The sequence below is a fragment of the Shewanella sp. SM101 genome (genome assembly GCF_025654465.1).
GTDB classification, from domain to species: Bacteria; Pseudomonadota; Gammaproteobacteria; order Enterobacterales; family Shewanellaceae; genus Shewanella; species Shewanella oncorhynchi.
Genome location: NZ_JAKKRH010000008.1, coordinates 35,289 through 59,352 on the forward strand (window position 1 = coordinate 35,289; position 24,064 = coordinate 59,352).

Genomic DNA, 24,064 nt, shown 5'->3' on the forward strand with positions numbered 1-24,064 from the left:
TTAGAAACTCCTTGAAAGACTCACTATCCAGCGCGCATCACACAGGGACTGGCACTGACTCTGCGATAAATCCGTATCGACATAACCGACACTCAACACATCCTGCTCAGTCATATTGAGGTTCAGCCCAACTCGCCAATCTAAATAGTGGCTATTGCTTGCGGCCATAGAACCTAAAAACAGTGCCATATCTTGCTGAGAAGCAAAAAAATTGCTCCCAAGATGCAGTACTAGACTTACATTAGAGAACAGTTGCGGCTCATAACTCGCATAAACATACTGAAAATCGTCCACATTCTCGCCAAAATAATCAGGAGAATAAACCAGCCCTAACTTAGCATCGGCGTAGCTTACCACAGCATAAATTTCGTTATAACTCAGGTCGGTATCGTCCTGAGAGTATTGGTAACGTATCACGCCTAGGTCCGTTGTTAAGCCATTATCCCAATCTTTAGCCCAGCCAGCGGACAAGTCGAGTTCTAAACTTCCATCCCCAAATTCGATGTTACTGCCCCAAAGCGAGCCATACCAGCCAGAATCATGGCTTAGGGTATACCCTGCTTGAACTGCAGGTCCTTCATCAGTTTGAGAAATACCGCGAAACGCATAATCACTGATGAGCATCACACTCCCTTGGCTCTGCCAAGAGGCATTGCCCCCATGAGTCTCAGTGCTGGCAAGCGCGCCCATAGAGAGTGAAGATAATGCCATCATCACACCCGCACAGAGGCGTGAACAAGGAGCAGACTTAATCGGTAACATAAAAATTTATCCTTAAATTCAGTAGAATATTGTTTTATTGAGCGTGTTTAGCAATCTGGTCGAGAGCGAGGTTGAGCTTGAGCACATTGACGCGCGCTTGCCCAAAAATGCCCCACTGCGGTGGTTCGATAAATTGCGCCACTAAGGTCAACACTTGTGGTTCGGCTAACTGTCGAGCCTGAGCCACGCGCGCGACTTGCAGTTTGGCTGCTGCGGGTGAAATATGAGGATCCAGTCCCGCCCCCGATGTGGCGAGTAAATCCACTGGAATATCAGCGGCCTGAACAGATTCTCTGGCTTGGATTTCTTGGCTTGTTGCCATCACACGTTCACGTAACGCCGGGTTACTCGGCGCAAGATTACTACCACCTGTCGCCATAGGATCGTAACCGACAGCGCTCGGCCGACTAAAAAAATAGGCCGGATTAACAAAGGGCTGAGCGATGAACTCAGACCCCATAGCGACATTATCCCTGTGGATCACACTGCCCTTAGCTTGTACGGGAAATAAAGCGCCACCGAGCTGAGTCACAGTGCCGGTATAGACAACGCCACACACAAATAACAGGGCGAGACTGGCTCTCAATCCCATAACGGCATGCTGGGTTTTAGTGGTATATACGATTGAATTCATTACTGTCTCCTAGAGCATAAGTGCAATGATTGAGTCGAGTGCTTTAATGCCGACAAAGGGTAAAATCACCCCACCTAAGCCATAAATCAGCATGTTATTTCGCAGTAATTTTTCGGCACTTATGGGTCTGAGCTTGATGCCTTTTAATGCCAATGGAATTAAGGCGGGAATGATAAGAGCGTTAAATACGAGTGCTGCGAGTACGGCTGAGGTTGGGCTGTGAAGCTGCATCAGATCCAGTGCACCAATCGCAGGCAAAGCCCCCGCAAATACCGCTGGAATAATGGCAAAATATTTAGCCACATCATTAGAGAGGGAAAATGTAGTCAAGGCGCCGCGGGTGATCAGCAATTGTTTTCCGACTTCAACGATAGCCAGTAATTTAGTGGGATCTGAATCCAAGTCCACCATATTGCCAGCTTCTTTAGCGGCTTGGGTACCTGAGTTCATCGCAAGACCTACATCGGCCTGCGCTAATGCCGGCGCATCGTTAGTACCATCCCCCACCATAGCCACTAATCGACCTTTGGCCTGCTCTGCGCGAATAAGGGCAAGTTTATCCTCAGGTTTAGCTTCAGCGACAAAATCATCAACCCCAGCTTCGGCGGCAATCACGCCAGCCGTTAGCGGATTATCCCCTGTCACCATGATGGTCCGTACACCGAGCGCTCTTAAACGGGCAAACCGCTCCGCAACGCCTGGCTTAATCACGTCACTTAAGGCTATAACCCCTAAAATGTGCGTGCCACTGGCGACGACTAAGGGAGTCCCCCCCTGCAAAGCCACTTTGCGGATAAGCGCGTTAACAGATTCAGGCCAGTGAATTTGATGCTGCTGCGCCCAAAACTGCATCGCATCGCCAGCGCCTTTAATGCCTTGAATACCATCGGTTAAAATCACCCCAGAAACCCGAGTCTCCGGCGTAAATGGGATAAAAGTTGCATCCGTAGGTTTGACGGGCAATACCGCGCCCAAATCTATGGCCAATTTGAGTACAGATTTCCCTTCAGGGGTGGGGTCATCGAGGGAAGAAAGCACCGCCGCATCACGCAACATCTCAGCTGCAATGCCTTTCACGGGTAAAAATGCGGTCGCTTGACGATCACCGAAAGTGATAGTGCCAGTTTTATCCAGCAGTAACGTATCGATATCCCCCGCAACTTCCACGGCTTTACCCGATTTAGCGACCACATTGGCGGCTAAGGCGCGGTTCATGCCTGCAATACCAATAGCGGGTAACAAGCCACCAATTGTCGTTGGGATTAAACACACTAACAGCGCAATTAACATAGTGTAATCAAGGCTTGCACCGACGAAACCCGCCATGGGTGGCAAAGTCACCACCACGATCAGGAAAACCGCAGTCAATGATGCAAGTAGCACAGTCAACGCCGTTTCGTTCGGTGTTTTCTGACGCTTCGCCCCTTCGACCAGCCCAATCATGCGATCTAAGAAGCTATTCCCAGGATCGTTAGCAACCAGCACAGTAATTTCACCCGTAAGTACCTTAGTGCCGCCAATCACACCGGAATGATCTGTGCCCGCTTCACGCAGCACAGCCGCAGATTCACCGGTAATCGCCGATTCATTGATAGTGGCTATCCCTTCGATGATTTCACCATCGGCAGGAATATAATCACCCTGTAAAACCTTCACCTTATCGCCTTTGACAAGCAAAGTTGCGGATACTGATTCCAACTCACCGTGGCGTATGCGCCGAGCCTGCAAGGCCTCTTTCGCCGACTTTAAGCTAGCAGCTTGTCCGCGCCCCCTTGCCTCTGCCACGGATTCCGCAAAGTTAGAAAACCACACGGTAAGCAAAAGAATAAGGGTCGTGGCTAGCTCAAAACCAACAGTCTCGCCATTGAAGAACTTTTGTCCTGTGATCAAAGCGGCAAGTAAAGCGCCGACCATCACTACGAACATCACAGGGTTACCAGCCATACTCACTAAGGACATTTTCTTTACAGCACCAAAGGCAGCTTGCTTCACGCCGGCGCTATCTAATATTTGAGCAGGTTTATGCATGACTATTTCTCCAGACTCATAGTGGCAAGTTCTAAAGCTTCGCCAATAGGCCCTAATACCGCCGCAGGTAAGAAAGACAGGAAGTTAATGATTAAAATCACAGCAATAAGGGTGAAACAAAAGGTGGGACTCTCGAGCTTCAAGCTCGCGTTACTGTCGGGGCTCACTCTTTTACTCGACATCATCCCCGCAATCGCCAGCGGTAAAAACAGTGGCAAGTATCGACCAAGCAGTAAGGCGATAACGCAGCTGATATTCCACCAAGGCGTGTTATCACCTAAGCCTTCAAAACCCGAACCGTTATTAGCAAAAGCGGAGGTATATTCATAAAAGACTTGCGAAATCCCATGAAAGCCGGGGTTGCTGTTGCCCGTAATACTCGGGATAGCCACAGTGATCGCCGTCAAACCTAAGACGCACAAGGTAGGTAAAACTAATAGACTTCCCAAAAGAGTGATTTCACGGGTTTCGAGCTTACGACCAAATATCTCTGGCGTACGGCCAATCATCAATCCCGATAAGAACACAGCAATCCACACATAAACGATAAAGTTAACAAAACCGCAGCCAATACCGCCCCATATCGCATTGAGTAACATGCCTGATCGCGTCATCAATCCCCCTATTGGATTGAAGGAATCGTGCATGGCATTGACCGAACCGTTAGAGGTTTGTGTGGTAAAAGAAGCCCATAGCGCCGATAGCTCAGGTCCAAAACGAACTTCTTTACCTTCCATATTAGGCCCTTGGGCGCTTAACCCCGCAAAGGCAGCGTTGGGTTGCAACTCGCTGTACACAGTTGCCCCAAGAAAACTGACGCTCAATAGACCCATAGCCACCAAAGCCATCAAGGTAAATTTTTTGCGTCTTAGCATTCCGCCAGCCATAAAGACGACGGCCATAGGGATCAGCACTAAGGCAATGGTCTCGATTGCATTACTGACTGGCGTTGGGTTTTCTAGCGGGTTACTGCTGTTGGGGCCATACCAGCCTCCGCCATTAGTACCTAACTGCTTAATGGCCACCATAGATGCTACGGGGCCGATCGGAACGACCTGCTCAGAGATAGGTGATGCAGAATCTAAGGTGTTCACTTTTTGCGCACCGTCAAAACTACTCGGTACGCCTTGCCAAGTCAGTAACAGCGCAACAATAGCGGCTAATGGCAGCATAAGTCTGAGTACACCGCGCACTAGGTCAACATAATAGTTACCCAGATTTCGAGCCTCGCCCTCTTTGGCGCTGTCATTATTCAACCCGCCTAACATTCCCCGCAAAATCGCCACACAAACCGCCAGCGCCATGGCTGGAGTGACAAATTGCAGCGTGACAATGACAAATCCTTGGGATAAATAACTGAGCTGAGCCTGCCCGGAATAGTGCTGTTGATTGGTATTGGTGAGGAATGACACCGCAGTGTGTAAAGCCAGATCCCAAGATAATGGTCCTATGCCATCGGGGTTAAGCGGTAACACATGTTGGAATTTAAGGATAAGAAACGCCAAAATGCCAAGTACCAAGTTGCTGATAAGAAACGCCGCACCATAGGATTTCCATGTCATCCCCGAATGGGCATTTACGCCTATAGCCCGATAAATCCACTTTTCAATGGGATTAAATAAACGATCTGAAAAATGGGACTGACCAGAGAAAACTCCTGTCATATAGGATCCCAACAGCCATGCGAGCCCAAGCGCAGTAGTAAAAATAAGGGTAATTTCAAACATAACGACTCCTAAAACTTATTAGGGGCAAACATTGCCACTGCTAAGTAGATGAAAAGTGCTATGGAAAGTATTAGAAATATCCAGTCCATATAATTTGTCCTTAAGAAAGTGAGTAACAGGACAAATATATGAATTAACCGCGTAAAGTCTCTAGAGTTCAAATGACTAATCCCGTAAAGAATACGTAAAAGTCATCATAATCAGTGGTAAATAAGGCCACAACAAACCATGGCATTAGCTATAAAAGTAAAATAAAAATGCCAGCTAGAAATACTAACTGGCATTAACACATAACCAAGCGATGATATCGTAGATTAATTAAGCTCTATATTTTTCATTTTATTATAGCTATCTGTCTTAATCTCTTTAAGTACACCTTTATTGTCATCAATAAATAATGCTTTTATATCATTCTGATTAGCGACGACTAATCCTTCTTGACTTCCTAAACATAATAGCGCTGTAGACCAAGCATCTGCTCTAGCCGGATCCGTTGCCAATACAGTTACAGATACTGTGTTATGGGTTACGGGTTTACCGGTTCGCGCATCAATAATATGTGAATAGCGCTGTCCTAAATGATCAAAATAATGACGATATGTACCCGATGTCATGATCGCTTGAGGAAAATCAATAAGCAGAACCTTTTGCATTGTTCGCTGTTCGGGCAGCGGTTTTTCAATCGCGATTTTCCAAGCAGAACCATCGAGCTTACTGCCGTGTACGACCATTTCGCCGCCAATCTCTACCAAATAATTATCGATATTGTATCGCTTTAGCACATCTGCAACTTTGCCTACGCTATATCCCTGTCCAATCGAAGATAAATCAAGATGTACCTCTGGCAAATCTTTAGTTAACATTTGATTATCAATACTTAAATGATGTAAGCCTACATAGGTTAATGTCTGTTGAAGTGCACTTTCTGTAGGAATGGTTAATTGGTTATGGGTAAATCCCCACAAATCGAATAATGGTTTAATGGTCAAATCATAACAACCCTCCGTTTTTGAAGTGACCTCCTTGGCTATCCCTATGAGCCCTAAAATATCATCCCCGACCGCCATAGCGGAGTGCATACTGTTAAAACGAGAAATCACTGAATCTGAACGATAAGTAGACATATGAAGATCTATTTCTGCCAATTGCCGCTCAATCTCGCGATTTATCTCTGTACTATTTAACTTGTCTTTACTCCAAAATGTCACATGCCAACTCGTCCCCTGCGCAAGGCCTTCTAACTTGGTATAAACTGGCGATTTCTGACACCCTACTAGCATAATGAGTAATATACATCTCAATAACCATTTCATTTAATGACCCTCCCAGTCAATTCGACAAATTAACCATAAAATACACTTAAAATTAAAATCGCCAGAATGCCCGTGAGAAAATGATGAGTACAGGAAATATTTCTAATCGCCCAAAAAGCATAGCGACACACATCAGCCATTTAGCCGCATCTTTTAACGTGCCAAATCCAGATGCAGTGTCACCATAACCAATCCCCATATTATTAATGCACGCGGCGACGGTTCCAAAGGCGGTGGCAAAATCATGTCCAATGGCGACCAATCCCCATACAAAAACGCAAGTAAAAAATATGTACAGGAAAAATAATCCCCATACTGAACGAATGACTCTGTCTGAAACGACTTGACCACTGATCTTTGTTGTTAAAATGGCATTAGGATGAACCAATTGATGAATTTCTCGGATCCCTTGACGGTACAAAAGTAAAAATCTGACAGCTTTAATACCGCCACAAGTAGAACCAAAGCATCCACCAAAAAAGCTCGCGCCTAATAATAAAAGCACAATATGACTGGGCCAATTAGGATAACCTGCAGAGCCTAATCCATTGTCCGTCATAACTGAAACTGTTTGAAAAAATCCATGTACCAATGAATCTTTAATATCAAAAGTTTGAGTACGATTCAGCTCTAAACAAGCGATCCCAACAACGATAGATAATATGAGAATAAAAAATCGAACCTCCGCATTATACCAAATAGGCTTGAAGCTTCGCCGAACTAACACTATGTAGTATAAGGCGAAATTGATTGCTGCAAGTATTGAAAACACACCACCCACAAGCTCAATTGCAGCACTGTTATAATATCCTAAGCTGTCACTATGTGTGGAAAATCCACCCAATGAAACGGTAGATAGACTATGACATATGGCATTAAACCAATTCATTCCTGCAAGTTTATAAGCAACTGCACAACCTAAGGCAAGTACGCTATAAAGCCCCCATAAATTTCGAGCCGTATCCGCAAGGCGGGGCGTCATCTTTTCCTCTTTCATGGGACCTGGCATCTCAGACTGATATAATTTTGCGCCACCAATACCAAGAAATGGCATAATTGCAACGGCCAAAACAATTATCCCTAACCCACCGAGGAAATTAAGCTGTGCTCGATAAAATAAAATCGATTTGGGTAGTTCATCAATATCTGAAAAAATCGAGGCTCCAGTCGTCGTAATGCCAGACACACCTTCAAACATGGCATCGGTTAAACTCAAGTCCAATCGTCTATCAAGAAGAAAAGGTAATGCACTCATTAAGGAAAATATCAGCCAAAATAAACAAGCGACCATGAAGCCATCACGTTTTTGCAGATTTTTATTTTCCTCACTTGTCATCTTCCAACCGACCACACCAATAAAAAGGGAAAGGAGGAATGTGATTAAAAATGGAGTGATATATCCATCTTTATAAAATAATGCAACAGCGATAGGCATCAACATGGTGAAGCTATATATGACAATCAAAAAGCTACATAGATGAATTATGGTATGAAATCGAGAGCTAGATTTCTGTATTCCACTGACTGCAATCATTCCAACTCACCTTTAGATATTTATCGTGAAAGACTTAATGAATAATTTATTAGGTATCATAAAATACGAGCGCTCATGTCCTATTCTAAAATTATATGCAATCGATAACAGAGTTAGGTTAGGAAATAGATCTTCCCCTAACACTCTTTGTTGTCGTCTAAGGTGGACTGCAAGTTGACTTATCGTCACGACAATGGCTATGACAATAAAAGCGATTAGATTGATAAGAACAGCCACATCTATCATTGGGAAGAAATAATAAGGAGCGTTAAATAAAAAATAAACACGAATAGCTTCAAAAAATGCAGCCATATACGCATATTGAAAACAACATTGAAGTGTAATCATAACGACAACGAGTTGGAGTACAATAAGAATGCTTTAGATGACACCCTCCAAGATGGTAGATATAAGCAAATAGCGAGTAGGCACTCAGAAATAAAGCTCAACCTAACAGAGAGTTTAAAAACACTTAGTTTGTCCATCAAAATGTAAGTCGTTATGTCATACAGATTTTCACTTTAACAGACGAAAACAATTCTGACGCGTAAAAAAAACGTAAAAAAATACGGAGATTAACTTTAGATCGACGAAATTAATAACATTATACTTTTGAAATCCCCAATCAATTTAACTGGGGATGGCTAGTATCAATATGCTTAAATGGCTAAGGCTTGCTCAAGATCGGCAATCAAATCTTGAGGATCTTCGACGCCAATGCTCAATCTAATCAGGTTGTCATTCACCCCTGAAGCTAGCCGACTCGCGGCATCCATAGCAGCATGGGTGGTACTAGCGGGGTGGCAGGCAAGACTCTCTAAGTCGCCTAAACTGACCGCTTGAGTAAACAAGTTCAAATGATCTAAAAACTGCGCCGCTCGATTAAAACCCCCTTTGAGCTCAATACTCACCATACCGCCAAAGGCGTTGATGGTTTCACTCAGAACTTGATGACCTTGATCATCTGCTAGCCCTGGGTAATAAACTTTTGCAACGCTCGGATGGGTTGCAAGAAAAGCGGCGACCTTAGCCGCGCCCGCAAGATGAGCATCCATTCTAAGTGCTAAGGTACGTAAGCCTCGCTGTAATAAATAGGCTTCCTGTGGCCCAATCGCGGCGCCGATATGTTTAAGCGCTATAGTGCGAATAGGTTGCACTAATGCCTTAGGTCCAGCGACAACACCTGCGATCAAATCGCCATGGCCACTTAAATACTTAGTGGCACTGTGCATCACAATATCAATGCCATGTTCCAGCGGTTTGAATAAATACGGGGTTAAAAACGTATTATCACAAATGGTTATAGCGCCCACTTTTTCGGCGGCACGCTTAACCTTACGGTAGTCACTGACTTTTAAGGTCGGATTGGTGATGGGCTCAAATAAAATAATTTTTGTTTTGGCGTTAATCTCTGCCAACAAATGATCATCGTCTTGATAACGGCGCACAGTAATACCCGCGCGGGTTAACGTTTGGATTAAAAATGCCGCAGTGCCACCGTATACGGGGTCGATAAATGCGATTTCATCACCTTGACTGGCTAAGGCATAGAAAATACTGCTGATTGCCGCCATCCCACTCGCAACAACGAGTGCTTCATCAGCCCCTTCCAGTTGTGCTAATTGATATTCAAGCGCCTGCACTGTCGGATTCGCCATGCGACTGTAGATAAAGCCCGGTTGCTCACCTGCAAAACGGGCTCGACCATCCTCGGCACTACCGTAGGCGAAGGTGCTACTTTGATAGATAGGAGTTGTAAGAGCGCCCGTCGAGTTATCAGCAGCATAATGGGTGTGAAGTAATTTAGTTTTAAATTGCATAATAGATCCTAATAACCATTAAATGGCATGAGCGAATGAGGCGTAATGCGCTTGAGCAACGTCGGGATGAGAGCGTAAACGCCCTTTTAATACGTTCTGGCCCACTTGGTGGAAAAGTGGATTTAATGGATCGCTTGCCGGTCCTTGAGCTTGGTTCGCCAAATGCTTTGGCAAAGGTAACAAAGGGACTATCGCATTCAACTGCGCCGCCATAAAAAAGGCACACGAGTAGCGCTCGACCCCAGCAGGCGGGCTCGTCACCCTATGGTTGGTTGCCTTTAAATACCCATTAGAAGCCAACTCAAGTAATTCACCTATATTCACCACAAAGGCGTCTTCTAATGGCGGTATGCTTAACCAACCGTTGTCAGTCTGAACCTCTAAACCGGATTGCTTATCTTGCAGCACTAAGGTCAAATAGCCAGGATCTTTATGTGCCCCTACGCCTTGGCCTGAAGTCTGTCCATCCGCGCTGGGATAGCGAATAAGCTTCATATGTTGATAAGGACCCGCTTCAATCGTGGCATCAAAGGCGCTTTCAGGTTGCTCTAGCGCAACAGCAAAAGCTTTCAAAAGAGTGACACTGATATCCGCTAAATCCTGTTGCCATGCCAATAAAGTAGATTTCATCTGTGGTAATTGTGACGGCCATTGATTAGGCCCCTGTAGCTGCCACCATATAGGCACATCAGACTGCTGAGGGTTAGCCACTTCTTCTTGCATGATATCAAACTGTTCCCGCAAGTCCGGTTTCCCTAAGGTCAATTCACCTTGCAAACGAGTATAACCGCGAAAATGCGGTGTATTAGCCATTTTCACCGCAAGTTTATCTACGACGGGCAGCGCAAAGAAATCTGCCGCTAACTGAAGTACTTGCTGCTGTCTAGCAAGCTCAATGCCGTGGCCGGTGAGATAGAAAAACCCTATTCTTCTGGCAGCATCGGCAAGCTTAGTAATAAAAGCGTTACGACGTTGTCCACCCGCATGCCAATCACTTAAATTCAATATCGGTAATTGTTCCATCAATGACTCCCATTTAATGCATTGTCTGAGCCGGATTCTATGCCTTTATGGGTCGATGGATAATGAATTAATAACTATTTGATATATTAAACAGTAATAATAGATCATTTGGATATATAGACATCTAGGCTTCTATACTGCTAGATTTGAATTTCAAAGGTTAAAACAGCGCTAATTATTAGGCCAACTCAAACCGCACCACTCAGATAAACATCATAAGCCATACTGCTTAATGATATTTATCTGGTTATTTTTCAATATATTAGTAAAATTAAGATATAAAAATAAAAGCGAGTCCACTTTTGCGGCACTCGCTTTTTAAGGTTTCGAAGTTTTAACGTTTCTAAGTCATGTCAGTTATAAACCTAGATGCTTCTACCAATGACATTATTGATCATGCCAAATCAGCACTTGGGCTGGCTCACCATTACTACGAGTGGCGCGGTACATACCTTCGGTATTAAATGGCGTAGCAATATTGCCACGCTGATCGACTGCAATCACACCACCTGAACCGCCAGCAGTGATAAGACGTTGATTAATAACTTCATCTGCAGCCTGAATGATGGATTTTTGCTGATATTTCACCTTGGCACAAATATCCCCCGCGACGAGGTAACGGATAAAGAATTCACCATGACCCGTTGCCGATACGGCGCACACCCCGTTTTCAGCATAAGTGCCAGCACCGATGACAGGAGAGTCACCGATACGACCAAAGCGTTTTGCCGTCATACCACCGGTCGATGTACCTGCAGCTAAGTTACCCTTTTTATCTAAGGCGACAGCACCAACGGTACCAAATTTGTAATCGAGGTCCTTCATCTCAACATTAGCAACTTGTTCAGATTTAGCCGCAACTTGCAGTTTTTGCCGTGCATCGAGTAATTGCTGATAACGCTCGTCAGTATCAAAATGACGGTTTGGCACTAAAGTAAAGCCTTGAGTCAGGGCAAATTCTTCCGCTCCTGCGCCCGAGAGCATCACGTGCTCAGATTTATTCATCACGGCCAAGGCTAAGTCAATTGGATTGGCAATATGACGCACTCCAGCGACAGCGCCGGCATTCATGGTTTTGCCATCCATAATAGAGGCATCTAATTCATGTCCGCCGTCATAGGTATAAACCGCACCTATACCAGCATTAAACAGAGCACTATTTTCAAGGATATTAATTGCGGTTTGTACTGCCACTAAGCTGTCACCGCCCTCCTCTAAGACTTTTGAGCCTTTATCGACCGCTTCCTTTAACTTATCTTTGTAGGCTTGGCGTTGTTCAGGGGTGAGATTAGCTTTAGAAATCGTCCCCGCGCCGCCATGGATCGCAATGGCGAACGGTTTATCATTGGCAAAGGTGTTATGTGACATAAAAAGTAGGCCCGAAATAATTAAACTAAAGGTGGCTAATTTTGTTTTCATTCTTTACATCCCCTTAAAAAGTAGCGTCCTTTGTAACCATTTCATCGTGTAATTTCAATCATCTCCTTGCCTGTTGGTTTTATTCTGGCGACAATGATGCCAAATCACAGGGACTATAAAGTGCAGCCATTTTTGCAAATCACCTCACATTACATTCGTCTTTGCTTGTTTCTGAGTCTGATTTCAGTCACATCAGTCGCGGCAGCAGATGATTTTATCAAATTATCTGTTACAGGCGTGAATGAAGCGCTGCGAAGCAACATAGTTGCTCACTTAGGCGCTTTACCTGAATCAGAGGTACAGCGCCGTGCCTTTTTGTTTAATGTCGATGACAATATCAGCACCGCCTTAGAATCCATGGGCTACTATCACGGTGAAGTAGAAGAAAAGCTGATTGAGCATGACAAGGGACCGTGGGAATTAAAACTTGAAATCAGCCCCGGCGAGCCAACCATTGTTCAGTGGGTCGATATTAATTTTAGTGGTGAAATGCTTGATGACCGAGCCTTCGATAAATGGCTCGCAAAGGTCAACATTAAACCCGGCGATGTGTTAAATCACGGTGTTTACAGCGACGTAAAATCGCAACTGGTCACCTTAGCCTTGGCACGAGGTTACTTCGATGGCGAATTTAGTGAATCACAAATTAAAGTTAACCGCGATATTAATACCGCACAGGTCAGTTTGCATTTTGATTCAGGCAAACGTTACCGATTTGGCCAAGTCAGTTTCGATGGCCATAACTTAGAACCCGATATATTAGAGGATCTTATCCCCTTTAAAGAAGGTGCTTCATACTCAACTCGCCGGGTAAGCGCCTTGAATCGTCAGTTATTAGATACTGGTTATTTCGCCAATATCAAAGTGATCCCGCAAATCGATAACGTCGAAGATAACCATATTCCAATGCGAGTCGAATTAACGCCTAAGGCAAGTCACGCAATTGAACTTGGTTTTGGTGGCGATATTGGCAAAACAGATCAAGCCTTTGATCCGAGGGTGCGCGTGACTTGGCGTACACCACAAATCAATAAATACGGGCATTCTCAAGAAACCAGTCTCGAATGGTCGCCCGATAGACCAAAGTTATTAACCACTTATACGATTCCGCTCACACATCCCTTAGACGATCAATTGAAGATCCGCCTCGGTTTACTGCGGGATAAATATGGTGTGACTCAAGTATATGATGCCGAGAATCGTGATTTTAGTAACACAGGCCAGCTCGAGTCGACTAAGTACCTTCTGGGGCTATTACGTCAGCAAAGACTAGAAAATCAATGGCTAATGAGTTATTCGTTGGAGGCCATACGCGAAGAATATACTCAGTCTGACGTCGATTATATGCCGTCGTTTTATCTGGCAGGAATTAACTTTTCTCGGACTAGCCGGGGTGATAACTCACTGGATCCTAAATCCGGGTTTAGACAAATTTACAGCCTAGACTATGCCGATCCCTATTTAGGATCAGAAACCCGCCTAGCCCGCTTGCAAGCTAAATTTAAATGGATTGATACCTTCTTCGATAACCACAGAATCGTCGCTCGTATTGATTTAGCTGCCAACTTAGCTAACGAGAATGATCTTGCCTCTATCCCACCATCACTACGCTATTTTGCCGGTGGCGATCAGAGTGTCCGAGGTTATGGTTATCAAGAACTCGGCCCCTATTTAGACTATGTTGCTGACGATGGAAAAACCAATCGCGAGGTTATCGGTGGCCGCTATTTAATGGTTGGTAGTTTGGAATATCAATATTATGTGACCCCCACTTGGCGGGTCGGCACATTTATCGATGCGGGTAACGCCTTCGATAATAATCAATTTGAACCTGTCGTCTCTGTCGGTGGCGGTATCCATTGGATCTCCCCGATTGGTCCAATCAAATTAGATTTAGGGGTCGGATTGAAAGAAACTGAGACCATTGAAAGATCATGGCGAATTCACCTAACCATGGGGACAGATCTATGAGCCAGCCCCCAGAGCATAATAAGCCAAGCGAACAAGATATCGTTGATAATCCCATCACTGAAGTCAATGAAGCCGAGGCCACTGAAACCATAGTGACCTCTGTCACCCCATCGGTGTCATTCATTCAAAGACTGTGGCGGCAGTTCAAACTCTGGACTCGGATTATTATCTATGTGCCATTAGGGCTTTTAGTGTTAATCGCCCTATTACTCGGCACTGAATTTGGCTCGCGCATTAGCGTGGGTTTAGCCGATCAATTTGTACCCGATCTTGAACTGACTTATACCTCTGGTTCCATTAACAAAGACTTAGCCCTATCTCACGCGGCTTGGTCTATGGCCGGAATGAACGTGCAACTTGAGGATCTGCATTTACTGTGGCAGCCCGCCTGTTTACTGCAAAAACGCTTATGCGTGAATAGCTTATCTGCGGCTAAAGTCGATGTCACTATTGATACCCTAGCGCTTTCTGCAGACTCAAACGAAGCGCCAGTCGCGCCACTTGATGAAGAACCCAGCGAGCTCCTATTACCCTTTGATATTGTTTTAGATTCTGCTGAACTCAATGGTGTTAATATCCAAGTGGATGATATGCAATTTACCGCTAATCGTCTTAACGCAGAAGCACAATGGTTTACCGAAGGTTTGTCGGTTAAACAGCTATCCAGCGAAGGATTATTCATACTGATCCCTGCATCAACCGATGTAGCAACGCAAGCCAGCACGGCAGCGGTAACGAATGCAGCAGATCCCAGCACTGCTACGAATACAACACCGACACCATCGGCCAGTCCGTCGCTAACAAAAGAGGCTGAATGGGCTTTAGCACAATTGCCACAAGTATTTATGCCTTTCCCTGTGACAGTCAATGCCCTAACGTTAGACAACACCACACTGCAAATCGGCGATCGTAAAGATGTTTTTGGCCATGCAGAACTACAAGGCAGTTTCCGTGAATACCAATTGACCTTAGACCATCTCGCCATCAGCCACACCGATGGCAGCGTCGATATCACAGGCAGCCTAACACTTGATAAAGATTATCCACTCGATTTAGAGGCAAATCTCACCCTTAACCAACTAGTCGAATTGCCAGATCTCACTCATCAAGTATTAACGTTAAAGCTGAGCCAAAGTTTAGGGCAACTTCAGGTGAATGCCGTCGCCAAAGGCGATACCGACTTTACGCTAGATGGCCAAATAACACTGCAAGACCCTAACCTGCCCTACAAGGTGAAACTTGAACAAACACGGCTTCAGTGGCCACTGAAGACCCCTGAATACTCGGTAAGCGATGCCACACTCGATAGCCAAGGCGACCTCAATCGGCAAGAGGCGAGTCTTACTGGCCAACTGATCACACCCTTTCACAAAGTGCTCGACATAGACACTGACATCCATCATCAAGATGCTAAGTTAACCATCAATAATCTTGATGTAATGGGCGCGATTGGTAAGGTCAAGCTCACGGGCGAACTCGATTATCAAAAAGCCATTAGCTGGAACGCCAATCTCTGGATCAATGACGTCAAATTACAAGAAATACAGCTGCCACAAACGGATACAGCACAAAGTACAACGGGTTTACCGGACAGTTTGATTTCAGGAAAATTACGCACTAAAGGCTCATTTGCAAACCCCCGTTGGCAAGTATCCCTGAGCGATACTGAGCTCACTGGCACTTTGCAAGGTTATCCCTTCGATATTACAGGGGATATCAGTGTGAATGATTCCCTGTATGTCAGTGCTAAAGGGCTGAACGCCAAAGTACTAGGTTCAACTCTGGCACTCAAAGGCGAAGCCAATGCCAACTGGGATCTCCAAGGTGAATTACAAGTGCCCGACTTTGGCCTATGGTTACCTAAGGCCAGCGGCCAACTACAGGCGCAGATCAATGTCACTGGTGACGAGAAACACCCCCAGGTCGAGCTTACAGCGCAGCTGGCAGAACTTTACTATCAAAACATTAAACTGCAGGAATCTAATTTAAAGGCCTATTACAAGCCGCTAGATCAACATGAATTTGCTATCTCGCTAAAATCAAAAACCTTACAGATTGCAGAACAAAATTTAGATACAGTGACACTCGGGGCGAAAGGTACCATTAACGCTCAAAAACTCACTCTCAACGCCACGGGCGATCTTGGGCTCGATGCAACGATGAGCAGCCAATACGATGTGAAGAAGTCACGACTACAGCTCGATGTTGATCGTTTAAATCTCAACACGCCCCTAGGCCTATGGCAGATCGATAACACCATTAATCTGGCTTGGGACCAAATCAAGAATCAAGGCAGCATTACGCCCTTTTGCCTCATGAATCCCAATAGCCGTATCTGCCTGAACAGTAATACACCAATAGGTAAAAAAGGCAGCGCACAGGTGAGCTACTCAGGTAATCCAGGGCAATTACTTATCCCAATATTACCAACGAATATGCGTTGGAACGGCCCTGCATCGCTATTAGCCAATGTTGCATGGGCTGCTGGCCGTAAGCCTACTGCAGATGTGAACTTTGATTTTGCTCCCGGCAGCATTATGCTCAAACGGGATAAAAATCGTGAAGTCACCATTAATTACCAAAACCTATCATTAAAAGCGACCTTAGATGCAAAACGGCTGGCGACGGTTTTAGATTTTGAATCAGAAGGCGTGGCCAGTTGGCAGAGTGAGATTAACGTCAATGTCACACCCGATCGCACCCTGTCAGGTTATGCCAATATCAAGCAAATCAACTTGCAGCCACTTGGGGAGTTTTTCCCTCAATTAAATACAGTGCAAGGTTTGCTGACGAGTCAACTTAACTTTGCGGGTAGTCTAGATGCGCCCGAAGTATCGGGGAGCATGGCCTTAACTGAGGGCGCCTTAGCCCTAACAGCAAACCCAACATTAATCGACAAAATTGACATGTCGATGTCATTTGCGGGTCAACAAGCGCAGCTTAAGGGACGCTGGATGATGGGCAATGGTTTAGGTAGAGTGAATGGTCAACTGCAATGGCCCCAAGGTCAATTTAGTGGCGAGTTAGCCCTCGAAGGCGATAAGCTCGCCGTGATCCAACCGCCACTGGCTATTCTCGATGTCTCCCCCGATATCAACTTAACCTTCAACAGTAAGCAACTGGCAGTAAAAGGAAAAATAGCAGTACCTTCAGGCAACATTAAAATTGTGCCATTAGCGGAAGGCGGTGTCGCAGCCTCCGAAGACGTGGTATTTGACGACTCCATTGCCGCCACTCAGCCTAAAACTAGCCCCTACGCCATCGTTGCAGATCTGAATATCAGTGTGGGGAACGAACTCAGAATTGATGGTATGGGTCTCAAAGGTAAACTCCAAGGAACCTTAAAGCTACAGCAGCAAGCTTTCCGTCCTCCTTTGCTCTTCGGTAATATCAAAGTCAATCAAGGTAGCTACAAGTTTATGGGCCAAACCCTAAAAATCCGCACTGGTGAAGTGCAATTTGTGGGGCCAACGTCATTACCAAACCTGAATATTGAAGCAATACGGGAAATTAAGACTGAAGACTTAGTGGCAGGTGTACGTGTCACAGGCACGCCATCACGCCCAGTGGTGACCTTATTCTCCAATCCAGCCAAAGAGCAGGCCGAAATCTTGTCTTACATTATCAAAGGCAGTGGCTTTAACAGCGCCAACAATGAGCAAAATAACTCGCTGATGATGGGCGCGGCACTCGGTTTAGGCTCACAGGTGGGCGGCGGCGCAATTAACAACTTAGGGAATACTGCGACAGGACTCATTGAAGAGTTTGGTTTCTCTAACGTGCAACTCGACACTAATGATGAAGGGCGTGTGGCGATCAGTGGCTTTATCGGCGATAACTTAATGGTGAAATACGGAGTAGGTGTATTTAACCCTGGTTACGAAATGACAGTCAGGTATTACTTGCTCTCACAACTCTATCTAGAAACCGTGTCAGGCACTTTAGGCCAATCACTTGATATCTATTACAACTTCAATATCAAGTAACCATATGAATACCAATATATTGACACTAAAAACTCTAGCCAAACAATCTCAAAATACGCGTTACAGTATGTTGAGGTTGTTTGGGTAAAGCCTAAGTGTCTACCCATAAATACAAACAACTAAAAATCAGCCACAAAAAAAGCGCCCTTAGGCGCTTTTTGCTTCAGTTACGACAATTAAGCGTAAACGAAGTCAACATGTTCAATGATTGGCTTGAACACGTGGCGTTGCATAGCTTGTGCACGAACACCCACTTCTTTACCATCAACAACGATAGTCAGAGTAGAAGTGTAGAAGTCAGCATTAGCTTGAATGTTAATGATATCTTTGTGATCAAAAACAATAGAAACTGGCTCTTTGCCTTGGCCATAAATAACAGCAGGTACTTTACCAGCATGGCGTAGGCGGCGGCTCGAACCTTTCCCTATTTCAGTGCGGGTTTGTGCTTGGATAGTGTAAGACATGTGTTTCTCACTTAAATTTAGAGTAAAAAGTTGCCGGCATTTTCGACCAATGACGGCTCATATAAAGCGCGCGAATACTAACATAGATACCCAAGGCGCACAAGAATACCGCAAGCCCTCTATTTATCGGCGTCAGCGTTAGCAAAACAGACCGCTATTTATCAAATTGAGGAACTTGTATCTTGGCTGTTACGGCAGAGAAAAGGCTTTGATCTCAAACAAAAAACACGAGATCTAGATCACACTGGGAAATTGAGAAGCCTGTTAAGCTCGGGCAAATTTCGATAACTGCTGTGTCAAAAAATGCGTCATGCGCTATACCAGTTACAACAAGAAAATAGACTTTCATGCCAACTGGCCCGTGAACTCGTCTCTCTTATCGAAACCGTTCCTTATCAGCAAAATACCCTCGAATTAAAATTCTTAGAATTGCTTGCCTGCACCCAACAAAAAAACCGCAGCTTGATCTTACTTATGCAAATTATTGAGTCTGTCGATATTGAGTCGCAGAGGCAAAGACAATATCAATTTTCACAACGTCTCAGCCTATTGATCTGTGATTGGCAACAACATAGAGAAATGAACAAACTCAATCAACAATTTATCCCGCTGCTCAGACATTACTTGATCGAATCGCAAGCCTTGGAACAAGATTTTTATCAGCAGATCCAACAACAGATCATTGCTACCAGTGCCTTACCGGACCACAATCGACGTGCACAAAGCCAGAATTAGGATAATAACCCACACCACCGAGTTTCAGGGATAAAGCTGCTTCTCTGAGGGTTTTTAGTTTAACGCTAGGGATCGCTATGTCCATCGCCATGCCGCGCATGTGATAACTCTTCTTAGCAACTCCGCCACTGTGGCTCACGAGCATGGCATTGGTTTTTGGTGAACGGTAACCAGAAATTACATGGATTTCATCGTTGGTATTCAAGGTTGTTTTGAGCGAGTGGAGTAAATCAAATAAGCGCTTATCCATAGGCGCTGCCACATTCTGACGATGATCCCGCAGCAAATGATTAAAATTGTCTAACACCTTGCTCTGATAATGACCATCTACCCAGTAACTACCATCATCGCGCTCGCCAGTATGACGATTAAACAAACTTAACTCGCGGATCCCTTTGGTTGAACGGCTGGCAACTGCTTTTGAGGGAATAAAGGAACATAATGCCACACCACTAAGGCCTAACAATAACTGCCTACGGGCAGGACATATTAAAGTCACATGATCACCTTTTGTATGCTTTTTGGTCACTAGTAAGGCAAATTATACTGAATAAGCCCTAAGATCAAGTTTTGCCAACCCCATTCTGAGTAGGATTTCAAAATGCCAAGCGAGTTCAGATGCTTATCTTGCTCAGCTTTACAGCACAAAAACGTTAATGTTGTTCCAAAACCGTGGCAGGCACAGCATTCGTCAGCTCAGGTTCCAAATGATAAATATCGCGACGGTATTGCTCCTGCCCACTATCGTCTAACCATGCAGTCCAGTAAACCAGATGCACGGGCAACTTTTCGGAAAGTGAAAACCACTGGGGTTCAGTAATACCAGGGGCTAACTTGTCCCATAAACGTTTGTCTTTTACTAAATGCTCTTTAAACCACTGGGCTAATTCAGTGGCTTTTTCAATACGAATACACCCAGATGATAGTGCCCTATCGTCCTTTTTAAAGAGACTTGGCTCAGAAGTTCCATGTAAATAGACACTGAAACTGTTATCAAAGTGAAACTTATATTTACCTAATGCATTCTTCGCCCCAGGGCGTTGTACAAGCTGATAGGGAAACGAAGCGCTGGCTAAGGCCTGCCATTCCTCTGGCATGCGTTGCACCCGTTGACCGTTATAATCGTACACATCAAATTGACGTTCATTAAGATAATGACCATTTCGCTGAATTTGCGGCAGAATGTCCCGCCGTAAAATGCTGCTAGGCACTCGCCAACTAGGGTTAAGCACCACGCTAGAAATCTGACTGTCCAAAATCGGTGTTTGCCGAGAAGATTTACCCACAATAACCTTGGAACTTAACACTGGCGTACCATTATCGACCAACGTCATCTCAAAAGCGGGCACATTAATCAGCAAATAACTCGGCTCTAATTTACGTTCAAACACTCTTTGTCGAATAGTGTTTTTAGCTAATAGTACCGCCCTCGCCCTTGGCGATTGGTTCACCCAAAATAAGGTCTGCTTACCTATCACCCCGTCCTGTTTTAACCCATGCTTTTGCTGAAAGCGCTTAATGCCAATCATAAGTTCTTCGGTATAAACTTGATTCACTCTAGGCTCAGTGGCTAAGTCTCCCAATATCCACATACGCTTTGCTAGGGTATCAACGATCTGATGACTCATTCCTAAGGTTAACTTTTCATCTAGCACTAAAGTTTCCCATGGTTCAATTGTGTCCAATTGCACTAAATGGGCGATTTGCTTAAGCACCCTTTGATATTGGGGATCCACTGGAATAACGGATGAAACCGTCCCTGGGGCTCCAGCGTTGTTACATTCTGCGGATGTCATCACATAATGCCAGTAACCGGTAACATCAGCTTGGATTCGTACTAAATCAGCAGTAGATAAGGTATTAGGAGAAAGTGTTAAGTCACGATAATGCTGGCCAAATACTGGATTAACGCCTGCGAGATCCAATAGCAACACCTGTGGCACTAAGGCCGCAAGCGGCAGCACAGCAGTAAGATCTTCAGCTTTACCCTCAAGATTTGGCTGCGCAGCAATACTCGAATTTGATGTTACGGATTGAGCGCCATCAGCTGCACCTACCTTTGGCACTAAAATTATTGGAATACAGAAAAAAAGGCTGAGTAATAGTTGCGCGAGATTACGCCTCGTCGGCATCGGGTTAATCTGCAATGCTTTCAAGTTCGCGATGTTGAACTCCTGCTCTATCAATTTGAGTTCTCTCACGTTTAGCGTTACACGCATGGATGGGGGCAAATAGCGAATGATCTTTTTCAATATCATAAATACTCCCTTAGCTATTTTTAAGGTCACCTGAGAGCCAGCGGGTATATCAATCAACAACACTATGATATGACTATTCCATGGAGATCAATTAATTACTAGGGGTTAACTCCAGATAATGAAAAGAAAAATGCCACTGAGGTCGTCAGTGGCATTGATATCAAACAAACTCGCATAAATATGCTGAGCAAGTGCTCGTTAGCAAAAAGACACGAGATCTTCTTCGACAAATTGCTCTGGTAATTTCTGTAGGCTACGTAACATCAAAGGATTTGCCAACACCATCGCCATTTCTTGACGATTGAGTAAAGCTAATGCGCTCTGTTGACAACGAGCTTCATGCACCTTCACATGTACTATGGCTTCCATCGCTTCAATTGGTGTACCCGCAGCACGCAAAGGCTGTTTATCCACCATTGCTAAATGCAATTCCATCAACGCAGGGTCTTTAAGTACCTGTGCTAACGTCCAAGGCTCAGCAATGTGTCTTTGGTAAGCGGCGCGCGCTTCTTGCGCTTGCAGACAAATTTGCGCAGGGTTACGTTCTTCTGGTGTTGCAAGAATACCGGCACGCTTGAACACTTCGCCAATTTTGACTGAACCTGTCCATGCAGAAATTGGCACAGCAATCCACAGACCGATCAACGCCGGACTCATCCAAGCTAACAAAGTCAAAGAATCCAAAATAGCCGCATAACCTAACATCACACCTGCCAGCATATGCCAGCGGTGACGATAAATTAACGTCATCCAAGGCATACTGCCGTCATCACGACGTTGCGGCGACCAACCACTGTCCCGCCCCATCAGAATTGACATCACAGCACCACAATGGATAAACATCATGATAGGTGCAATCAGCGCTGAAAGTATGACCTCAAAGATTACACTAAATATCGCTTTAATTCGACCACCAACACTGCGAGCAAACTCACCGTCTTTAAGCAGCAACAAGACCCCAAATACTTTAGGGCCAAACAAAACCCCCATAGTAATGTAGAACAATCTTAATGCCCTATCCGAGTCCATGATGGGCCAAGTCGGGAACAGTGAAAATTGTTCGGTGAAATATTCAGGTCGAATAAAGTGTGCCTGCAAAGCCAACATCAAACCGGTCAAAATCAACATCAACCAGAAAGGAGATGACAAATAAGCCATGATACCCGTCAGTAAATGTAAACGGCTTACCCAGTGCAAACCTTTAGTCGGCAAAATACGCGAATGCTGCAAGTTACCTTGGCACCAGCGGCGATCACGCACGGCTAAGTCGATAATCGACGGTGGACATTCTTCGTATGAACCCGGTAAGTCATAGGCAATGACCACACTCCAGCCCGCACGGCGGATCAGCGCAGCTTCAACAAAGTCATGGCTCATGATATGACCACCAAAAGGTGGCTTACCCTTAAGGTTAGGTAATCCCGCCGCAGTCATAAAGGCTTCGGTGCGGATAATGGCGTTGTGGCCCCAGAAGTTACCTTCTTTTTGTACCCACCAGCCTAACCCGGTACCAATTACGGGACCATAAATACGCGCCGCAAATTGCTGTAAACGGGCCATTAAAGTGGTGCCATTGATCAACGACGGAATCGTTTGGATCAAACCCGCATCAGGATCGGCCTGCATGCGCTGAGCTAAGCCAGTGATGGTTGAAGACTCCATCAAACTGTCGGCATCAAGCACTAACAAGTGATCATAACGCGACCCCCAACGACGGCAAAAATCGGCTACGTTACCCGCTTTACGGGCGACATTTTTACGACGGCGACGGTAATACACCCGCGAATGCTTATGGGTTTCTTGACGCAACACCAGAAACGCCTGCTCTTCGAGTAAAGCAATATCGGGATCCGTAGTATCACTTAAGATAAACCAATCAAAAGCATGACCGTGACCCGTTTGCGACAAGGTTTCAGCCATCACTGAAACCGCCGAGAATACCCTATCAGGAGATTCGTTATAGGTCGGCATCAAAATCGCGGTTCGCGTATGCAGTTCAGTCACTTGCAAATCTTTTGCCCGCGGTTTTCGCAGTAAAATTAAAAAACCTGCAATACCGCTACAAAACGCCAAAGCAATCCAGCAGAAGTTAACCGCAAACAGCACTAGCACTAAATATTCCAGAGGAGTAATTCCGCCAATGCTAAATACCGCCCCCATTTCATAGATAGCAAACAAAGATAATAATAAAGCCCCACCCACCACAAACACACGACGGTAGGTACGCGAGCGTACCCCATCAGCCACAGTGCTACGGCGAGGGAATCCCTCTGGCATCTTACTTAAATTTTGGGGTTCCATAGCGCCAGGCCGTTCATTTGGCATAGCACTACCACCCACGAGGACTTCCGTCTCGAGTACCGAGTTATCGGATACAGTCATATCATGTT

Annotated in this window: 18 protein-coding genes; 3 read left to right on the plus strand and 15 right to left on the minus strand. The window is 45.1% G+C overall.

Going from position 1 to position 24,064, the window contains the following annotated elements:
- The 11 genes from L5M38_RS06190 to L5M38_RS06230 form a co-directional block, all read right to left on the minus strand.
- The gene (locus L5M38_RS06190; RefSeq protein ID WP_263166409.1) at nucleotides 1-762 is read right to left on the minus strand and encodes a TorF family putative porin; all 762 of its coding nucleotides are present in this window, start codon (nucleotides 760-762) and stop codon (nucleotides 1-3) included.
- A 34-nt stretch (nucleotides 763-796) separates the two neighbouring features.
- On the minus strand, nucleotides 797-1,396 hold the full coding sequence (gene kdpC / locus L5M38_RS06195) for a potassium-transporting ATPase subunit KdpC (protein ID WP_168824074.1): 600 nt from the start codon (nucleotides 1,394-1,396) through the stop codon (nucleotides 797-799).
- A gap of 9 nt (nucleotides 1,397-1,405) precedes the next feature.
- A complete protein-coding gene (gene kdpB / locus L5M38_RS06200; RefSeq protein WP_131525163.1) occupies nucleotides 1,406-3,424 on the minus strand; it encodes a potassium-transporting ATPase subunit KdpB in 2,019 nt (672 codons plus the stop codon).
- 2 nt (nucleotides 3,425-3,426) lie between these two features.
- A complete protein-coding gene (gene kdpA, locus L5M38_RS06205) occupies nucleotides 3,427-5,151 on the minus strand; it encodes a potassium-transporting ATPase subunit KdpA (RefSeq protein WP_263166414.1) in 1,725 nt (574 codons plus the stop codon).
- 8 nt (nucleotides 5,152-5,159) lie between these two features.
- Entirely contained in the window at nucleotides 5,160-5,240 is an 81-nt protein-coding gene (locus L5M38_RS24565; RefSeq protein ID WP_105252297.1) for a potassium-transporting ATPase subunit F, read from the minus strand.
- A 225-nt stretch (nucleotides 5,241-5,465) separates the two neighbouring features.
- Nucleotides 5,466-6,464: an FAD:protein FMN transferase gene (locus L5M38_RS06210; protein WP_263166417.1), complete on the minus strand. Its 999-nt coding sequence runs from the start codon at nucleotides 6,462-6,464 to the stop codon at nucleotides 5,466-5,468.
- 52 nt (nucleotides 6,465-6,516) lie between these two features.
- Entirely contained in the window at nucleotides 6,517-7,998 is a 1,482-nt protein-coding gene (locus L5M38_RS06215) for a TrkH family potassium uptake protein (RefSeq protein WP_049821715.1), read from the minus strand.
- A gap of 12 nt (nucleotides 7,999-8,010) precedes the next feature.
- On the minus strand, nucleotides 8,011-8,376 hold the full coding sequence (locus tag L5M38_RS24570; protein ID WP_411569032.1) for a DUF4118 domain-containing protein: 366 nt from the start codon (nucleotides 8,374-8,376) through the stop codon (nucleotides 8,011-8,013).
- 281 nt (nucleotides 8,377-8,657) lie between these two features.
- Nucleotides 8,658-9,818, minus strand: a complete 1,161-nt coding sequence (locus tag L5M38_RS06220; RefSeq protein WP_263166421.1) for a trans-sulfuration enzyme family protein — start codon at nucleotides 9,816-9,818, stop codon at nucleotides 8,658-8,660.
- 18 nt (nucleotides 9,819-9,836) lie between these two features.
- The gene (locus L5M38_RS06225; protein WP_263178581.1) at nucleotides 9,837-10,841 is read right to left on the minus strand and encodes an isopenicillin N synthase family dioxygenase; all 1,005 of its coding nucleotides are present in this window, start codon (nucleotides 10,839-10,841) and stop codon (nucleotides 9,837-9,839) included.
- Nucleotides 10,842-11,228: 387 nt separating this feature from the next.
- Nucleotides 11,229-12,260 carry an isoaspartyl peptidase/L-asparaginase family protein gene (locus tag L5M38_RS06230; RefSeq protein WP_263178582.1) on the minus strand — a complete coding sequence of 344 codons (1,032 nt, stop codon included), beginning with the start codon at nucleotides 12,258-12,260 and terminating at the stop codon, nucleotides 11,229-11,231.
- A 120-nt stretch (nucleotides 12,261-12,380) separates the two neighbouring features.
- Here L5M38_RS06230 and L5M38_RS06235 point away from each other — a divergent pair, with 120 nt between their 5' ends.
- Both L5M38_RS06235 and L5M38_RS06240 read left to right on the plus strand, forming a co-directional pair.
- A complete protein-coding gene (locus L5M38_RS06235) occupies nucleotides 12,381-14,231 on the plus strand; it encodes an autotransporter assembly complex protein TamA (protein WP_263178583.1) in 1,851 nt (616 codons plus the stop codon).
- Complete coding sequence (locus L5M38_RS06240; RefSeq protein ID WP_263178584.1) at nucleotides 14,228-18,217, plus strand: translocation/assembly module TamB domain-containing protein; 3,990 nt, start codon at nucleotides 14,228-14,230, stop codon at nucleotides 18,215-18,217. The genes L5M38_RS06235 and L5M38_RS06240 overlap by 4 nt, the downstream gene beginning before the upstream one ends.
- A 176-nt stretch (nucleotides 18,218-18,393) precedes the next feature.
- On the opposite strand, the gene rplY is transcribed toward L5M38_RS06240, so the two are convergent.
- On the minus strand, nucleotides 18,394-18,681 hold the full coding sequence (gene rplY / locus L5M38_RS06245; RefSeq protein WP_028760163.1) for a 50S ribosomal protein L25: 288 nt from the start codon (nucleotides 18,679-18,681) through the stop codon (nucleotides 18,394-18,396).
- A 303-nt stretch (nucleotides 18,682-18,984) separates the two neighbouring features.
- Between rplY and L5M38_RS06250 the strand changes: the two genes are divergently transcribed.
- Nucleotides 18,985-19,416 carry a hypothetical protein gene (locus L5M38_RS06250; RefSeq protein ID WP_106650352.1) on the plus strand — a complete coding sequence of 144 codons (432 nt, stop codon included), beginning with the start codon at nucleotides 18,985-18,987 and terminating at the stop codon, nucleotides 19,414-19,416.
- On the opposite strand, the gene L5M38_RS06255 is transcribed toward L5M38_RS06250, so the two are convergent.
- The 3 genes from L5M38_RS06255 to mdoH form a co-directional block, all read right to left on the minus strand.
- Nucleotides 19,367-19,915: a DUF882 domain-containing protein gene (locus tag L5M38_RS06255; protein ID WP_028760165.1), complete on the minus strand. Its 549-nt coding sequence runs from the start codon at nucleotides 19,913-19,915 to the stop codon at nucleotides 19,367-19,369. The two genes, L5M38_RS06250 and L5M38_RS06255, sit on opposite strands and share 50 nt — an antisense overlap.
- Nucleotides 19,916-20,069: 154 nt before the next feature.
- Nucleotides 20,070-21,548 (minus strand): L,D-transpeptidase family protein, encoded by a 1,479-nt coding sequence (locus L5M38_RS06260; protein WP_411569033.1) that lies wholly within the window; start codon nucleotides 21,546-21,548, stop codon nucleotides 20,070-20,072.
- 324 nt (nucleotides 21,549-21,872) lie between these two features.
- Nucleotides 21,873-24,056, minus strand: coding sequence for a glucans biosynthesis glucosyltransferase MdoH (mdoH, locus tag L5M38_RS06265; protein ID WP_263178585.1), 2,184 nt, complete (start codon nucleotides 24,054-24,056; stop codon nucleotides 21,873-21,875).
- Nucleotides 24,057-24,064: the final 8 nt, after the last annotated feature.

Bases quoted from the DNA above. Each gene is read 5' to 3' on its own strand.
- L5M38_RS06225 (WP_263178581.1), bottom strand. From the start codon at position 10,841: ATGGAACAATTACCGATATTGAATTTAAGTGATTGGCATGCGGGTGGA.
- kdpC (WP_168824074.1), bottom strand. From the start codon at position 1,396: ATGAATTCAATCGTATATACCACTAAAACCCAGCATGCCGTTATGGGA.
- L5M38_RS06240 (WP_263178584.1), top strand. From the start codon at position 14,228: ATGAGCCAGCCCCCAGAGCATAATAAGCCAAGCGAACAAGATATCGTT.
- L5M38_RS06190 (WP_263166409.1), bottom strand. From the start codon at position 762: ATGTTACCGATTAAGTCTGCTCCTTGTTCACGCCTCTGTGCGGGTGTG.
- rplY (WP_028760163.1), bottom strand. From the start codon at position 18,681: ATGTCTTACACTATCCAAGCACAAACCCGCACTGAAATAGGGAAAGGT.
- kdpB (WP_131525163.1), bottom strand. From the start codon at position 3,424: ATGCATAAACCTGCTCAAATATTAGATAGCGCCGGCGTGAAGCAAGCT.
- L5M38_RS24565 (WP_105252297.1), bottom strand. From the start codon at position 5,240: ATGGACTGGATATTTCTAATACTTTCCATAGCACTTTTCATCTACTTA.
- L5M38_RS06215 (WP_049821715.1), bottom strand. From the start codon at position 7,998: ATGATTGCAGTCAGTGGAATACAGAAATCTAGCTCTCGATTTCATACC.
- L5M38_RS06250 (WP_106650352.1), top strand. From the start codon at position 18,985: ATGCGTCATGCGCTATACCAGTTACAACAAGAAAATAGACTTTCATGC.
- kdpA (WP_263166414.1), bottom strand. From the start codon at position 5,151: ATGTTTGAAATTACCCTTATTTTTACTACTGCGCTTGGGCTCGCATGG.
- L5M38_RS06210 (WP_263166417.1), bottom strand. From the start codon at position 6,464: ATGAAATGGTTATTGAGATGTATATTACTCATTATGCTAGTAGGGTGT.
- L5M38_RS06260 (WP_411569033.1), bottom strand. From the start codon at position 21,548: ATGCCGACGAGGCGTAATCTCGCGCAACTATTACTCAGCCTTTTTTTC.
- mdoH (WP_263178585.1), bottom strand. From the start codon at position 24,056: ATGACTGTATCCGATAACTCGGTACTCGAGACGGAAGTCCTCGTGGGT.
- L5M38_RS06230 (WP_263178582.1), bottom strand. From the start codon at position 12,260: ATGAAAACAAAATTAGCCACCTTTAGTTTAATTATTTCGGGCCTACTT.
- L5M38_RS06220 (WP_263166421.1), bottom strand. From the start codon at position 9,818: ATGCAATTTAAAACTAAATTACTTCACACCCATTATGCTGCTGATAAC.